This is a genomic window from Paenibacillus prosopidis (assembly GCF_003337375.1).
In the GTDB taxonomy this organism is placed as follows: Bacteria; Bacillota; Bacilli; order Paenibacillales; family Paenibacillaceae; genus Pristimantibacillus; species Pristimantibacillus prosopidis.
Genome location: NZ_QPJD01000002.1, coordinates 445958 through 460745, shown reverse-complemented (window position 1 = coordinate 460745; position 14788 = coordinate 445958). Strand labels below are relative to the sequence as shown.

15 protein-coding genes are annotated in these 14788 nt (G+C 47.5%); all 15 read left to right on the top strand.

Translation table 11 applies throughout. From position 1 onward, the window contains the following. The first annotated feature begins 58 nt into the window (after positions 1 to 58). Positions 59 to 1438 carry an NfeD family protein gene (locus DFP97_RS04550; protein ID WP_245975897.1) on the top strand — a complete coding sequence of 460 codons (1380 nt, stop codon included), beginning with the start codon at positions 59 to 61 and terminating at the stop codon, positions 1436 to 1438. Between the two features lie 36 nt (positions 1439 to 1474). Continuing rightward, a complete protein-coding gene (floA, locus tag DFP97_RS04545) occupies positions 1475 to 2467 on the top strand; it encodes a flotillin-like protein FloA (protein ID WP_114378779.1) in 993 nt (330 codons plus the stop codon). Between the two features lie 63 nt (positions 2468 to 2530). Further along, positions 2531 to 3013 (top strand): hypothetical protein, encoded by a 483-nt coding sequence (locus DFP97_RS04540; protein ID WP_114378778.1) that lies wholly within the window; start codon positions 2531 to 2533, stop codon positions 3011 to 3013. A gap of 300 nt (positions 3014 to 3313) precedes the next feature. Then, positions 3314 to 3592 carry a sporulation protein YqfC gene (gene yqfC, locus DFP97_RS04535; RefSeq protein ID WP_114378777.1) on the top strand — a complete coding sequence of 93 codons (279 nt, stop codon included), beginning with the start codon at positions 3314 to 3316 and terminating at the stop codon, positions 3590 to 3592. A gap of 55 nt (positions 3593 to 3647) precedes the next feature. Continuing rightward, a complete protein-coding gene (yqfD, locus tag DFP97_RS04530) occupies positions 3648 to 4841 on the top strand; it encodes a sporulation protein YqfD (RefSeq protein WP_114378776.1) in 1194 nt (397 codons plus the stop codon). 6 nt (positions 4842 to 4847) lie between these two features. Next, the gene (locus tag DFP97_RS04525) at positions 4848 to 5819 is read left to right on the top strand and encodes a PhoH family protein (RefSeq protein WP_114378860.1); all 972 of its coding nucleotides are present in this window, start codon (positions 4848 to 4850) and stop codon (positions 5817 to 5819) included. A gap of 17 nt (positions 5820 to 5836) precedes the next feature. Next, positions 5837 to 8083, top strand: coding sequence for an HD family phosphohydrolase (locus tag DFP97_RS04520; RefSeq protein ID WP_114378775.1), 2247 nt, complete (start codon positions 5837 to 5839; stop codon positions 8081 to 8083). Further along, a complete protein-coding gene (gene ybeY / locus DFP97_RS04515) occupies positions 8080 to 8577 on the top strand; it encodes an rRNA maturation RNase YbeY (RefSeq protein ID WP_114378774.1) in 498 nt (165 codons plus the stop codon). The genes DFP97_RS04520 and ybeY overlap by 4 nt, the downstream gene beginning before the upstream one ends. After that, on the top strand, positions 8577 to 8936 hold the full coding sequence (locus DFP97_RS04510; protein ID WP_114378773.1) for a diacylglycerol kinase family protein: 360 nt from the start codon (positions 8577 to 8579) through the stop codon (positions 8934 to 8936). The genes ybeY and DFP97_RS04510 overlap by 1 nt, the downstream gene beginning before the upstream one ends. Before the next feature lie 31 nt (positions 8937 to 8967). Beyond that, positions 8968 to 9402, top strand: a complete 435-nt coding sequence (locus DFP97_RS04505; protein WP_114378772.1) for a cytidine deaminase — start codon at positions 8968 to 8970, stop codon at positions 9400 to 9402. A gap of 8 nt (positions 9403 to 9410) precedes the next feature. Beyond that, on the top strand, positions 9411 to 10334 hold the full coding sequence (gene era, locus DFP97_RS04500; protein ID WP_114378771.1) for a GTPase Era: 924 nt from the start codon (positions 9411 to 9413) through the stop codon (positions 10332 to 10334). A gap of 100 nt (positions 10335 to 10434) precedes the next feature. Continuing rightward, complete coding sequence (locus DFP97_RS04495) at positions 10435 to 10596, top strand: YqzL family protein (RefSeq protein WP_114378770.1); 162 nt, start codon at positions 10435 to 10437, stop codon at positions 10594 to 10596. Positions 10597 to 10718: 122 nt separating this feature from the next. Further along, positions 10719 to 11462 (top strand): DNA repair protein RecO, encoded by a 744-nt coding sequence (recO, locus tag DFP97_RS04490; RefSeq protein WP_114378769.1) that lies wholly within the window; start codon positions 10719 to 10721, stop codon positions 11460 to 11462. 363 nt (positions 11463 to 11825) lie between these two features. Then, positions 11826 to 12713 (top strand): glycine--tRNA ligase subunit alpha, encoded by an 888-nt coding sequence (glyQ, locus tag DFP97_RS04485; RefSeq protein WP_114378768.1) that lies wholly within the window; start codon positions 11826 to 11828, stop codon positions 12711 to 12713. Further along, a complete protein-coding gene (gene glyS, locus DFP97_RS04480) occupies positions 12706 to 14787 on the top strand; it encodes a glycine--tRNA ligase subunit beta (protein WP_114378767.1) in 2082 nt (693 codons plus the stop codon). Before glyQ ends, glyS begins: the two co-directional genes overlap by 8 nt. The last annotated feature ends 1 nt before the right edge of the window (position 14788 follow it).

The following is a 14788-nucleotide window of genomic DNA, read 5'->3' as shown; positions in this document are numbered from 1 at the left end:
AACATTTAGGTCTTTTGTTCGTAATAGGGAATAATACATGTAAAAAGGGGGAACCTTCTTGCACATAAATCGATGGCGCAGAAGATTGTCAGCCGCTCCCATTATGCTGCTTGCAGCGTTAATGCTGGTGACGGTTGCGGGATTGTTCGGCATTCCGGCGGAACAAACGAAAGCGGCTAACGATATAGGTCCGGCCGTCTACATCGTGCCCGTGAAGCAGACGGTGGAGTCGGGGCTTCAATCCTTTTTGGAAAGAGCCTACAAAGAGGCTGAAGAAGCAAAGGCAGAGCATGTCATCCTTGTCGTTAACACATTTGGGGGCAAGGTGATAAATGCAGAGCACATCGGCCATTTCATTCGTTCAAACAAAATACCGACGACAGCGTTTGTCGAAGGTAAGGCGGTATCGGCAGGTACGTATATTGCGCTAAATGCGGATAACATTGTGATGCAGCCAGGCAGCACGATTGGCGCAGCGGCGGTTGTAGACGGCTCGGGAACGCTCATCGACAATCCGAAGACGGTTTCATTTTGGGTAAAGGAAATGATGGAGTCCGCCAAATTAAACGGTCGCGACGATCAGATTGCAGCAGCTATGGTTGATCAGAACGTAACGTTAGAGCTGAAGGATAAGATCGGCAGAGATAAGCTGAAAGGAGAGATTCTTACCTTATCCGCAAGCGAAGCCGAGAAGGTAGGCTATTCCGAGTATACGGCGAATTCAGTAGAGGAAGTTATAACATGGCTGGGTCTTGATGGACGAACGCAAGTTGAGGTAGCTCCAACGCTTGCAGAAAATGTGGCGAGGTGGCTCGTCAATCCGGTAGTGATGACGGTGCTGCTCATTCTTGGTATCGCGGGTATCGTCATTGAAATGCTAGTGCCGGGCTTTGGTGTCCCGGGCATCGTTGGCATATTGTCGTTTGGCCTTTATTTCTTCGGTCACTACGTAGCTGGCTTTGCCGGCATGGAATCCGTCGTTCTCTTCGTAATCGGCATAGCACTGCTCATTATCGAGGTTTTTGTTCCTAGCTTCGGTATTCTAGGTATTCTCGGAAGCGCAGCATTAATTACCGGCGTCGTGATAGCCGGATCCGATCCGATGACCGCTTTCATCTCGATCGTAGTCGCGTTAGTCGTTGCCATCATTATTATTACGGTTTTCGTGAGGATGAACAAAACAAGGGGCATTTGGAACAAGTTTATTCTTCGCGACAAGCTGACGACAGAGGAAGGGTACTTATCGGCAGACGTCAAGGACTCACTGCTTGGCTTAGAAGGGGTTACGATCACACCGCTTCGACCGGCGGGAACCGTGCTGATCGGCGGCAACCGCATCGATGTCGTCACTTCCGGCGAGTTTGTTGAAGCGAACCGCAAAGTTAAAGTTATGAAAGCGGAAGGAACTTGGGTAGTCGTGAAAGAAATAGTACAATAGCATCAGAAAATATATATACTTGGAGGGTTTTAGCTAATGGGATTGGATCCAATCGTATCCGTTTTAATTTTAGCTGTAGTAGTGATTATCGTTCTGTCCGTATTTCTAAGCTTTTTCCCGATTATGCTGTGGATTTCCGCACTTGCATCGGGCGTAAGAATCGGCATTATTACGCTAGTAGCTATGCGCTTGCGTAGAGTTGTCCCAAGCCGAATCGTTAACCCGCTGATCAAGGCGACCAAAGCAGGGCTCGGTCTGAACATTAATCAGCTGGAGAGCCATTTCTTGGCCGGCGGTAACGTTGACCGTGTAGTAAATGCGCTAATTGCGGCGCAGCGTGCGAACATTCCGCTTATATTCGAACGCGCGGCTGCTATTGATTTGGCTGGCCGTGATGTCTTGCAGGCGGTGCAAATGAGCGTTAACCCGCGCGTTATCGAAACGCCTATTGTTGCCGCAGTAGCGAAAGACGGCATTGAAGTAAAGGTTAAAGCACGCGTAACCGTTCGTGCTAACATCGACCGTCTCGTCGGCGGTGCCGGTGAAGAAACGATCATTGCCCGTGTAGGCGAAGGTATCGTAACGACCGTAGGTTCCGCGAATTCGCACAAGGATGTTCTTGAGAATCCGGACATGATCTCTCGTACTGTGCTTGGCAAAGGACTCGATGCCGGAACTGCTTTCGAGATTTTGTCGATCGATATCGCGGACGTTGATGTAGGCAAAAACATCGGGGCCCACCTGCAAACCGAGCAAGCTGAGGCCGATAAGAAAATTGCGCAAGCGAAAGCGGAAGAACGCCGCGCAATGGCTGTAGCTCAGGAGCAGGAGAACAAAGCGAAGGTTGTTGAAATGAAAGCCCGCGTTGTAGAGTCTGAATCACAAGTGCCGCTTGCCATGGCAGAAGCGTTAAAGAGCGGGAAAATAGGAGTCATGGACTACATGAACTTGAAAAATATCGAAGCTGATACGCAAATGCGCAGCTCTATCAGCAAGCCGGATACTTCGCCAGACGGTAAACACGATTGATAATGCAGACGTTCATGCAAGGAATAACGTTTAGCGCGGCCGCGCCATGGAGGTGATGGCAGTTTGAAAATCATTGAGTTTTTGTTGAATAACATTTTTGTAGTTGTGATTATAATCGGGGCGTTAGCTTCCTTGTTCGGCAAAGCCGGATCGAAGAAGAAGCCAAACCAAATGCCGGACTTTGGCGGGGGCGGCTTACCTCGCATGCCGTTTCCTCAAAAAAATGACAAGGAACGCAGCGATGAGCGGCGTCCGGTAGAACGCACAGAAACTCAAACGTTATATCGCCCCCGTCCCGAGCAGGAGCGGCAGCCTTCGGCATCCCAAGAAGGTAATGCTGCTGTAACGGCTGCACAAGCGGCTGCGCTTGAACGCTCACTTCACAAGGCAGCTGCAGCCAATGCAAAGACACAAGGTGTTGCGGGTCGCCAAACGGCGAATCAAAGCGCTATGGCAGCTTCTGTGGAAGCGGATGATATACGAAAAGCGATCGTTTGGGCCGAAATATTAGGCCCGCCCCGGTCCAAGAGACCTTACCGCAAATAACAAATGAACCGCCGGAGCATCCGCTTCGGCGGTTTTTCATTTTCAGTATTCTTGAAATTCTGTACTTATGCATGTCAGATGCTACTTTAATCTCATATTCGGACCACTTCTTGCATATTTTGGTACAGTACATGAAAACCGGAGTGTAGGTTATTCACAAACCTTAGATAATGCTTACGAAGTAGGTTTGCTTTACAAACCTTAGATAATGCTTACGAAGTAGGTTTGCTTCACTAACCTTAGATAATGCTTACGAAGTAGGTTTGCTTTACAAACCTTTAAGGAGGCCAAGATTCGTCCATGCGTCGTATAAAAAGAAAATTCCGCAAAGTGACCGCTGAGCTTTTGGATATGCCGCATGACGTCGTGTACGATTTGCCGCGTTTAACGATGATTGGCGACCGCCAGTTGTATATCGAAAACCATAGAGGAGTCGTCCATTTTTCAAGTGAACGGCTTAGGCTCGCATTGAGTAAGGGGCAGTTGGAGGTGACGGGGAGCTCACTCGTCATTCGAACGATTTGGACGGAGGAAGTGTTTGTTGAAGGACAAATTACGAACATCCAACTGATTCCATAAATTAAGCTTTCTCAGCATGGATCGTCCTAAACTTAATGTCCGGGAGGGGAAGGAAATGAGCATACAAGGGGCACAATGGATAAAAGGAATGGTTACCGTTCACATACGGGGCGGGCAACCCGAATTGCTTGTCAACCGGGCGCTTGCGGGCGGATTGCAGCTGTCTTCAATACGGTGGACAAGCAAGGGCTTGCTCGAATTTGAGCTGTCTGTAAGCGACTTTTTTAGGCTTCGCACGTATTTAAAGGAGACAGGCTGCAGGGTTCATGTCACCGCGCGGAAAGGGCTGCCGTTCCTCCTTGTGAAGGCTGAGCGGAGGAAGCTGTTTGCCGGAGGAATCGTTTTGTTTTTTGCGATTATCTTTATGTTGTCCTCGCTTGTTTGGAGTGTTGAAGTTCAAGGGAACGTCAAGCTGACGGAGGAGCAGATACGGGCGGTCGCTAAGCAAGAGGGATTGTATCCGATGCAATGGTCGTTTCGTCTTGCCGATGCAGACGTGCTGTCTAAGCAGCTAGTGCGAAAGCTGCCAGGTGCTTCGTGGGTCGGCGTGGAGAAAAAAGGGACAAAGGTCATTATCCAAGTGGTTGAGCAAACCGTTCCGAAACATACGGCATTAAACAATCCGCGTCATCTGGTAGCTTCGACAGACGCCGTCGTTACGGAAATTATCGCTGAGGCAGGCAGACCTGTCGTTAAGAAAAACACGAAGGTGAAGAAGGGCCAGACGTTGATTTCGGGAACCATCGGAGGAGAAGAGCATTCCCGGACAATTGTAGCAAAAGGAACCGTAAGAGGTCTCGTATGGTACGAGTTTTCAATAGCTTCTCCCTTAACGCAGAGCGTGAAGGTGTATACGGGCGAGAAAAAAACGAAATGGTTCGCGATTATCGGCTCTCGGGCGCTTCAAGTGAGCGGTTATGGTGACAATCCATTCGCGGCTTCGGAAACCATTCGTCATGAGCAAAAAGCGGCATGGCGCAATTGGTCTCTGCCTATCGGGCGGATGAAAGAGACGGTTATGGAGATGAGGATGGAGAAGCGTACGCTGACGGAAGCGGAAGCGAAGGGCATAGGCATTTTGCAAGCGAAAGCTGATGTGCTAATAAAAGCAGGAAGCGATGCGGTCATCCGGGACGAAATTGTTTTGCATGAAAAGGCGGAGAATGGTAAAGTTTATATGAAAGTTCTTTTTGAGGTCGAGCAATCTATCGTTAAGGAAATGCCACTAGTCCAGATGCAGGGAGATTGAGGATTGTTGCAAATAGAGACGAAAGTAGTAAAAATACCGCTAGGCAGCGCAGCGGAAGGATTAGCTGTATTTGGACCACAGGACAAGTACTTGCGCCTCATACAAGCGCAGATTGAAGCATCTATTAGTTCGCGTGAAGCGGAAATTGTCATTTCCGGTCCTGCGGAAGAGGTTGCTTCGCTTGAGCAGCTTTATAGCGTACTGCTGCAGCTCGTACGCGGCGGTTACTCACCGTCCGAAAGAGACGTCGCATACGCGCTCGAATTAGCGCGTTCGATGCAGGCTGAAGAGCTGCTCGATTTGTTTAAGAAGGAAATAACGACAACTTATCGAGGGAAACCGATTAGGGTTAAGACGATCGGGCAGCGTCACTACGTAAAGACGATCCGCAAACGCGATATCGTGTTTGGAATAGGTCCTGCCGGAACAGGTAAAACGTATTTAGCTGTTGTGCTTGCTGTAGCTGCATTGAAGGAAGGCTCGGTTAAACGGATCGTGCTGACTAGGCCTGCCGTAGAGGCGGGAGAAAATCTCGGCTTCCTGCCAGGCGATTTGCAGGAAAAGGTAGATCCCTATTTGCGGCCCTTGTACGATGCGCTTCATGACGTGCTAGGTCCTGACCAAACAGTCAAAGCGTTAGAGCGCGGGATGATTGAAATCGCACCGCTTGCTTATATGCGCGGACGTACGCTTGACGATGCCTTTATTATTTTGGATGAAGCTCAAAATACGACGCCCGAACAAATGAAAATGTTTTTGACCAGGCTTGGCTTCGGTTCGAAAATGGTCATTACAGGAGACGTTACGCAAATCGATTTGCCCCGGGGCAAAAATTCCGGCCTGATCGAAGCACAGCGCATTTTGAAAGACATAGAGGAAATCGGTATGATCTTTTTCTCTGAACAAGACGTCGTGCGGCATTCCTTAGTTCAGAAAATTATTGTGGCATATAACTGGGATGCTGAAAACAAAGCCTAGAGAGGGATGTCTGCTGCATGAACCAAAATCAGACCGGAAAACAGGGGAGCTTGCGGCCGTCTAAGACGGCTGGTTGGAAGCAGAGTACAGCCGTTCGATGGGTGCTGATGTTTATGTTTGTGCTGTTATTCTATTTCAGCTTAGCTCCTCATCTGGTTCCCGAGACTTATGATATTGAAGAGGGCGCTGTCAGCGAGAAGGATATTAAAGCGCCCTTTCAAATAAAAGACGAGAAGGCGACGAGGCAAGCGGAAGAAGACGCTGCCGATAAAGTCGACGATATTTACTCGATAGTCGCCCTTCGCAATGATACGCTTGTTGATCAAATTTTTGTAAGAATCGAACAGCTGAATTTAGACGATCAAGTGACGGTGCAAAATAAAATCGATATTTACCGCAACGAAATTCCTGGTCGGTACTCTGAATATATCGATAGCTTTGTCAAGCTTAACAAAGGCAAAGGAACCTACAATGATACACTGCTCGAGGAAATGGCAATGATAGCTAAGGAGCAGCAATATACCATTCCTGAGGAAACGTTTTACAAGATGCCTAATTTGTCGGCTGAATCGCTAACCGAGATGCGTAACGTAGCTCGGGATATTGTGCGTAAGCTGACAGGCGAGCAGCTGCGTGAAGCAGAGACTGCACGGACTCAAGTAGCCGAGCTTGTGAATGCAAGCTCGCTGACGAGCCGTACAAGCCGCGAAATTGTTCAGGAATTGGCAAGATTCGCGATTATGCCTAACAAGTTTTTGGACAAAGAAGCAACTGATGAAGCGAAGGTGCAGGCGAAGCAAAATACACCGCCTGTCGTCATCAAAGAAGGCGAATTGATTGTAAAAAGCGGGCAAACGATAACACCGGACTTATACAAATTGCTCGTTGATTCATCGTTGCTCCAGGATAAGAAAAATTACTGGCCGCAGCTTGGCCTCCTAATTTTATCCATCATGTTTATCGTCGTGCTTTATGCCTATTTGCATCAGTCCGGCAGCATAAACGGCGTGAAGCCTAAATATAACAATTCATCGTTACTTATGCTGTGGCTCATATTTCTTATCAACATCATTACGATTCAAATTATTTCGTTAACTCAGACAGATACTGCTCCTTATGCGGGTTATTTAGCGCCTGCTGCTTTAGGGACGATGCTTATTACCCTTTTACTGGATATGCATTTGGCCATCATCAGCTCGATTTTATTTGCGATTATGGGCAGTATTATATTAAATACCGGTCAACATCAAATTTTCGATTTTCAATACGGCTTCGTCATTATCGTCGTATCGTTTGCAGCTATTTTCTCTATTCACAGAGCGAGTCAACGATCAACGATTTTGAAGGCTGGTATTATGGTGAGCTTGTTTGGTTCCTTGTCGGTCATTACCCTGCTGCTGCTAACCGAGCAGCTTGAGCGGGTGTCCTTTATTTATTCTGTGGCATTCGCATTTGCAAGCGGTTTGGTTACTGCGGTGCTTGTAATCGGTTTAATGCCGTTTTTTGAAATTACATTCGGGATTTTATCAGCACTTAAGCTGGTGGAGCTTTCTAATCCCAATCATCCGCTGCTGCGGAAGCTGCTCACGGAAACGCCGGGAACGTATCACCACAGTGTGATGGTCGGCAATTTATCTGAGGCTGCTGCTGAAGCAATTGGCGCGGATGGACTTCTTTGCCGGGTTGGCTCGTTTTACCATGATATCGGGAAGACGAAACGGCCGAACTATTTTATTGAAAATCAGTCGAATATAGAAAATCCGCATGACACAATTGATCCGAAGCTAAGCAAATCCATCATAGTCGCTCATGCTAGAGATGGCGTGGAGATGCTTAAGGGGCATAATATTCCGAAGCCGATTCGTGATATCGCGGAGCAGCATCATGGGACAACCTCGCTTAAGTTCTTTTATTACAAGGCCGTCAAGCAAGCGGAAGAGCAAGGATTGGAGCTAACTTTTACAGAGGATGATTTCCGTTACCCTGGTCCGAAGGCTCAGTCCAAGGAAGCAGCCGTTGTCGGAATTGCGGATTGCGTAGAAGCTGCCGTGCGCAGCTTGCGAAATCCGACAGTGGAGCAAGTAGAAGCGATGATCCACAAAATCATTAAAAGCAGACTCGACGACAATCAATACAATGAATGTGATTTGACGCTGAAGGAACTCGACAAAATTGCACAGTCACTGAAGGAAAGTGTAATCGGAATATTCCATTCGCGCATTGAATATCCCGATGATGTGAAGACAAAGGAGCGTTTGGCATGAGCTTGCAGTTGGATTGGAGAAATGAACAGCAAAAAATGGATATTCCGGAAGCATGGATAACGAAGTTGGAGCAGCTTCTTCAGATGGCGGCCGAAGCGGAAGGGATTACGGAAGGCGAAGTTTCGCTTACGTTTACTGACGATGAAGAAATTCATCAGTTAAACCGCGATTATCGCGGCATCGACCGTCCGACGGATGTTCTGTCATTTGCAATGCAAGAAGACGGAGTAGACGAGCTTGATATCTTTTTTGAGGTGGAGAGCGAGGACGAGTCGGACCCGATTTCCGGTATGCTCGGCGATATTATTATTTCAGTCGAAACTGCAGCTGCGCAAAGCAAGGAGTATGGGCATTCCTTAGAGCGTGAAATCGGCTTTTTGTTCGTCCACGGTTTTTTGCATCTGATCGGCTATGATCATCAGGATGATGCTGCAGAAGCGGAAATGACGGCTAAGCAAGAAGCGATCTTGCAGCAGGCCGGCCTATCCCGCTAATGAGTAAGTTTATTCGCAGCTTAGCGGTTGCGTTGTCTGGCATTGGCTTCGCTTTTCGCACGCAAGGACATATGCGGTTTCATATGATAGCCGGGCTGGTTGCTTGCTGCCTTGGCCTTATCGTGACACTCAAGCCGCTCGAATGGGCAATTATTTTGCTCGCGATTGCCGTTGTCATTAGCGCAGAAATGATCAATACGGCGGTTGAACAGGCCGTTAACCTCGCAAGCCCAGACATACATCCGATCGCAAAGACGGCGAAGGACGTTGCCGCGGGTGCTGTATTAATTGCAGCAGTTATTTCTGCTGTCATAGGGCTGCTCATTATTGGGCCGCCCTTGTGGCATTTATTTTTTTAAGAGATAATTTCACGGATAGGGGAATATAAAAATGACTTACGTAGGGTTATCAGAGTCGTATACCCAGCTCCTGCATGCTGCAAAAGAAGCGATGTCACGCGCATATGTACCATACTCGAATTTCCAAGTAGGCGCAGCATTACTGGACGATGAAGGTCATATTCATTATGGCTGTAACGTAGAGAATGCGGCATATGGACCGACCAATTGTGCGGAGCGCACCGCTTTTTTTCGCGCAGTGGCAGACGGAAAACGGCCCGGACAATTTAAGGCTATCGCTGTCATCGGCAACACAGAAGGTCCGATTGCGCCCTGCGGTGTATGTCGGCAGGTAATGGTGGAGCTATGTACGCCCGACATGCCTGTTATTATGGGGAATTTGAACGGTCAATGGACGGTTTCGTCCGTTGGGGATATTTTGCCGGGGGCATTTACACCGGCTTCATTAGATAATAGGGAGCGCTAAATAAGCTTATGAATCGAACAACTTCAAACGGACGTGAGAGCAAAAAATTCAAATCCGGCTTTGTGGCTATTATCGGCAGACCGAATGTCGGCAAATCAACTCTGATGAACCATTTAATCGGGCAGAAAATAGCTATTATGTCGGATAAGCCGCAGACAACGCGGAACAAAATTCATGGCGTTTATACGACGAACGATACACAAATTGTGTTTTTGGATACTCCCGGTATTCATAAACCGCAATCAAAACTGGGCAATTACATGATGCAAACGGCAGAAAGCGCGCTTAAGGAGGTTGAGGCTGCGTTGTTTTTGATCGATGCAGCCGAAGGGCTTGGCGGCGGCGACCGCTTTATTATTGAACAGCTCAAAAAAGTGAAGACGCCCGTGTTCCTTGTCATGAACAAAATTGACAAAGTGGAGCCTGAGCAATTGCTTCCGATGATTGCACAATATAATGAGCTGTATGAGTTCGCTGAAATTGTGCCAATCTCAGCACTCAAAGGGAACAATGTGGATACGCTGCTTGAGCAAATTTCCCGTTATTTACCGGAAGGTCCTCAATACTATCCAGCTGATCAAATAACCGATCATCCGGAGCAATTTGTCTGCTCAGAGCTTATTCGCGAGAAAATATTGCATATGACCCGCGAAGAAATTCCTCATTCAATTGCGGTAACGATCGAGGATATGCGTGTAAAGGAAAACGGTGTTGTATATATTGGCGCAGTCATCTTTGTTGAACGTGATTCGCAGAAGGGGATCATTATCGGCAAAAAAGGCGAGCTATTGAAGGAAGTCGGCAAACAGGCGCGCAAGGATATTGAGGCACTGCTTGGCTCACGCATCTTCCTGGAGCTCTGGGTAAAGGTGAAGAAGGATTGGCGCAATCAGGAACGTGTTCTCAAGGATCTTGGATTCAAACATGATTAAAGATTAATTGACGTAATTTGTTAAGGATAGCCGGAGAACATTTATCGCATCCTATTATCGTCTGGAGCTGCATTTCCGTGGCAGAAAGGGATGAATACGAATGCGAGATTTTTCGTGGAAGTATTTTACGTTGACCGGGGATGTCGAATCCTTCATGCTTTACAAGGAAATGAATCAGATTGGAGCGGAAGGCGGCCCTGATGCGTTAGTTGGAGCCGACAAAGAGATTGCAATGATCGAATTAGAAGATACTTCCAACTGACGTGTCGAATGTACGTTAAAAGCATTATGCTGGTAATTGAATAGAAGGTTTTTTTGCGGACGGATATTACGCCGACATGGGACGGCGTATCCCGTTTGTGCTTTCGGGGGAGAGTTAACGTTATGTTGTATCGTGTCGAGGGTATTGTCATACGAAGTATGGACTACGGGGAAGGCAATAAAATTGTTACGTTGCTCACAAAGACAAACGGTAAAGCGGGTGTCCTTATACGCGGCGCCAAAAAAGTGAAGAGTAAGCATTCATCACTCGCACAGCCTTTTACATACGGAGAGTTCGTTTATTTTCGCAGCAGCGGACTCGGTACGCTTAATCATGGTGAGATTATTGAATCTCACCATGTTTTGCGTGAGAAGCTCGATTTGGCTGCTTATGCGTCCTATGCGGCAGAGCTTACAGATCGTTCCTTGCAGGACGATGAAGCGACCGGCTTTCATTTTGAACAGCTAAAGGCTTGTTTAACTTCGCTGGGAGAAGGCAAGGATGCTCAAATCGTCATCCATCTATATGAAATGCGTATCTTAGACTTATCTGGCTATTCGCCTGAACTCGATGAATGTGTAAGCTGCGGTAATGTAGTCGGACCGTTTAAGTTATCTCCGCATGCCGGAGGTATTCTATGTTCAAGATGCGCCGGCAAAGATCCTGGTGCAATCCTACTTGGCGATGGAGCATATAAACTGCTTAGGCTGTTTCGCAGAATGGATATGCGCAGACTTGGAACGATTCAAGTAAAGCCGGAGACGAAAGCGGAGCTTAAGGTATGCATGCGAAAGCTTATGGATACCCATTTAGGTCTTCAGCTGAAATCCCGCAATTTTTTGGATCAGCTCGATAAACTTATTTGATTTACGGTAATTGCAAATGCAGTTTGACATTTGGTATAAAGAAGCATACAATAGTAAATTATGAATATTGGACAATGATGGAGAAAGTAGTCGTTCGATGTCGAGTGTATTAGCGAGCCGGGGATAGTGAAAGCCCGGACTGACAAAGCGATGAAAGGGCACTCCGGAGTCGTATTGAACAAAGAGGGTTTACTCTTTCAGAGTGGACCAAGTAGGGTGGAACCGCGGGATAACAACTCTCGTCCCTACGTCTGGCAGCAGGCGTAGAGGCGGGAGTTTTTTTGTATTTCATCGCCTTCGCTGTCCAGCAACCGCAAGGTCCGACTAAGAACGTAAAAAAGAGGAAGAAGGAGAGGGTCTAAAATGAATTTTCAACGAATGATATTAACGCTGCAGCAGTTTTGGGCGGAACAAAATTGCATTCTGGTCCAGCCTTACGATGTGGAAAAGGGTGCAGGCACTATGAATCCAATGACGTTTTTGCGTTCAATCGGTCCTGAGCCTTGGAATGTCGCCTATGTGGAGCCGTCCCGTCGTCCAGCGGACGGCCGATACGGCGAAAATCCGAACCGTCTTTATCAGCATCATCAATTTCAAGTTATTTTGAAGCCATCGCCGGACAACATTCAAGAGCTGTATTTGGAAAGTCTCAAGCAGCTTGGCATCGATGCGAACGATCATGATATCCGCTTCGTCGAGGACAACTGGGAGTCTCCAACGCTCGGAGCATGGGGTCTTGGCTGGGAAGTGTGGCTTGACGGTATGGAAATTACTCAGTTTACTTACTTCCAACAGGTTGGCGGCATTGATGCTAATCCGGTTGCCGTTGAAATTACGTATGGTATGGAGCGGCTCGCTTCCTACATTCAACAAAAAGAAAATGTGTTCGACTTGGAATGGGTAGAGGGCGTAACTTACGGAGACGTCTTCAAGCAGCCCGAATACGAGCACTCTAAATATACATTTGAGACGTCGGACACAGCCATGTTGTTCACCTTGTTTAACATGTATGAGGAAGAAGCAAAAAAAACGATGGAGCAAAATCTTGTGTTCCCTGCATACGATTACGTGCTGAAGTGCTCCCATACATTCAACCTGCTTGATGCGCGCGGAGCCATTAGCGTTACGGAAAGAACGGGCTATATAACACGGGTAAGAAACCTTGCTCGTCAATGCGCATCGACTTACTACGAGGAGAGAGAACGTCTCGGATTCCCGATGCTGAAGAAAGGAGTGGAGCAGCATGGCTAGAGATTTATTGCTGGAGATCGGTTTAGAGGAAGTGCCCGCACGTTTCGTTCGCGGTGCGATGAATCAGCTCAAAGAGAAAACGGTAAAATGGCTCGCAGATTCACGTATCGGGCATGGTACCGTTGACGTGTTTGCCACGCCTCGCCGGATTGCTGTGCTTATTCATGATGTTGCGGAGAAGCAGTCGGATATGAACGAAGAAGCAAAAGGGCCTTCACGTAAAATCGCACAGGACGATCAAGGGAATTGGAGCAAGGCGGCGCTTGGTTTTGCCCGAAGCCAAGGTGTAGAACCAGAGCAGCTTTATTTCCAGGAGCTTACGGGGGTCGAATATGTTTATGCAAATAAAAGCAGCATAGGCGCAGAAACGGCTTCTGTATTGCCGGAAGGCTTGCTTACGCTTATTACATCGATGTCTTTTCCAAAAAATATGCGTTGGGGCAGTCATGAGCTTCGATTCGTTCGTCCAATCCGTTGGCTCGTGGCATTATTTGGCCAAGAGGTTATCCCTTTCGAAATTACTGGCGTAAAGACCGGCAATGTATCACGCGGTCATCGCTTCCTTGGCAGTGATGCAATCGTGCATGAACCAGCTCAATATATAGAGCGTCTGCGCGAGCAGCAAGTTATTGCTGATGTTAGCGAGCGCGAGCAGCTTATCGTGTCGCAAATTGAGCAGCTGGCGAAGGAAAAAGGCTGGGAAATTGCAATCAAGGAAGATTTACTTGAAGAAGTACTCTTTTTGGTTGAATATCCGAATGTGCTATTTGGCGGATTCGATCCTTCGTTCCTTAACATTCCGCAAGAGGTGCTTATTACCTCAATGCGTGAGCATCAGCGGTATTTCCCTGTATTTAACGGAAATGGGCAGCTGCAGCCTTATTTTGTAACCGTTCGTAACGGCGATCTGAGATCGATTGAGCTTGTTGCTAAAGGTAACGAAAAGGTGCTGCGCGCCAGACTTTCAGACGCTAAGTTCTTCTATGAAGAGGATCATAAGCTTTCGATTGCCCATGCACTTTCGAAGCTTGAAAATATCGTTTATCACGAAGAGCTTGGATCGGTTGCCGATAAAGTGAGACGGATTCGCGCAACAGCTGACTTATTAAGCAAGCAATTGCTGGTCGATGAGCAAACGGCACTGGATGTCAGCCGTTCTGCAGATATTTGCAAATTTGACCTCGTAACGCAAATGGTTTATGAATTCCCAGAGCTGCAGGGCATTATGGGTGAGGATTATGCACGTAAAGCAGGTGAGCGCGAAGCAGTGGCAAAAGCCATTAATGAGCACTATCAGCCCCGCTTCGCAGGTGATCTAGCTCCATCGGAATTAGCCGGGGCAGTCGTTAGCTTAGCCGACAAAATAGATACAATCGTCGGATGCTTTTCAATTGGTATTATCCCAACGGGTTCTCAGGATCCTTATGCCCTTAGAAGACAGGCAGCGGGTATCGTACAAATTATTTTAGCTCACGGTTTAAAGCTTCAATTGAATGACTTGTATGATGCCGCTTTGTCGGTTCATGCGAGTCGTGGATTGAAGCGTGATGCTGCTGAAATCCGGAAGGATTTGTCCGACTTCTTCGCGCTGCGTGTCAAAAACGTACTATCCGAGCAGGGCGTTAGATATGACGTTGTGGATGCCGTCATGGCTTCCGGCTTTGCTGATCTGCGTTTAACTGTCGCACGTGCTTCAGTCGTTCAAAAGCTTGCTGCCGGAGATGACCGCACAGAATTTAAATTGACGGTAGAGCAGTTTAACCGCGTAAGCAATTTGGCGTTAAAAGCAACGCCTGTTGCAGTCGATCCTTCATTATTCGCAGAGCAAGCGGAATCAGAGCTGTTTGAGAAGTGGCTGCAGCAGCGTCCAACGTTTGAAGAAGCAATTACAAATGGAAATATTGTAAAAGCGGTACAATCATTATCATCTTTGAAGCCTTTTATTCATACGTATTTTGAAAAGGTTATGGTTATGGCGCCTGATGAAGCGGTGCGGGCTAACCGCTTGTCGACACTTGCCGGTATAGCTGAAGATATCGCTGTTGTCGCTGACTTCTCGAAACTGGTGTGGTAGT

Bases quoted from the DNA above. Each gene is read 5' to 3' on its own strand.
- floA (WP_114378779.1), top strand. From the start codon at position 1,475: ATGGGATTGGATCCAATCGTATCCGTTTTAATTTTAGCTGTAGTAGTG.
- yqfC (WP_114378777.1), top strand. From the start codon at position 3,314: ATGCGTCGTATAAAAAGAAAATTCCGCAAAGTGACCGCTGAGCTTTTG.
- yqfD (WP_114378776.1), top strand. From the start codon at position 3,648: ATGAGCATACAAGGGGCACAATGGATAAAAGGAATGGTTACCGTTCAC.
- DFP97_RS04520 (WP_114378775.1), top strand. From the start codon at position 5,837: ATGAACCAAAATCAGACCGGAAAACAGGGGAGCTTGCGGCCGTCTAAG.
- ybeY (WP_114378774.1), top strand. From the start codon at position 8,080: ATGAGCTTGCAGTTGGATTGGAGAAATGAACAGCAAAAAATGGATATT.
- DFP97_RS04510 (WP_114378773.1), top strand. From the start codon at position 8,577: ATGAGTAAGTTTATTCGCAGCTTAGCGGTTGCGTTGTCTGGCATTGGC.
- DFP97_RS04505 (WP_114378772.1), top strand. From the start codon at position 8,968: ATGACTTACGTAGGGTTATCAGAGTCGTATACCCAGCTCCTGCATGCT.
- era (WP_114378771.1), top strand. From the start codon at position 9,411: ATGAATCGAACAACTTCAAACGGACGTGAGAGCAAAAAATTCAAATCC.
- DFP97_RS04495 (WP_114378770.1), top strand. From the start codon at position 10,435: ATGCGAGATTTTTCGTGGAAGTATTTTACGTTGACCGGGGATGTCGAA.
- recO (WP_114378769.1), top strand. From the start codon at position 10,719: ATGTTGTATCGTGTCGAGGGTATTGTCATACGAAGTATGGACTACGGG.
- glyQ (WP_114378768.1), top strand. From the start codon at position 11,826: ATGAATTTTCAACGAATGATATTAACGCTGCAGCAGTTTTGGGCGGAA.
- glyS (WP_114378767.1), top strand. From the start codon at position 12,706: ATGGCTAGAGATTTATTGCTGGAGATCGGTTTAGAGGAAGTGCCCGCA.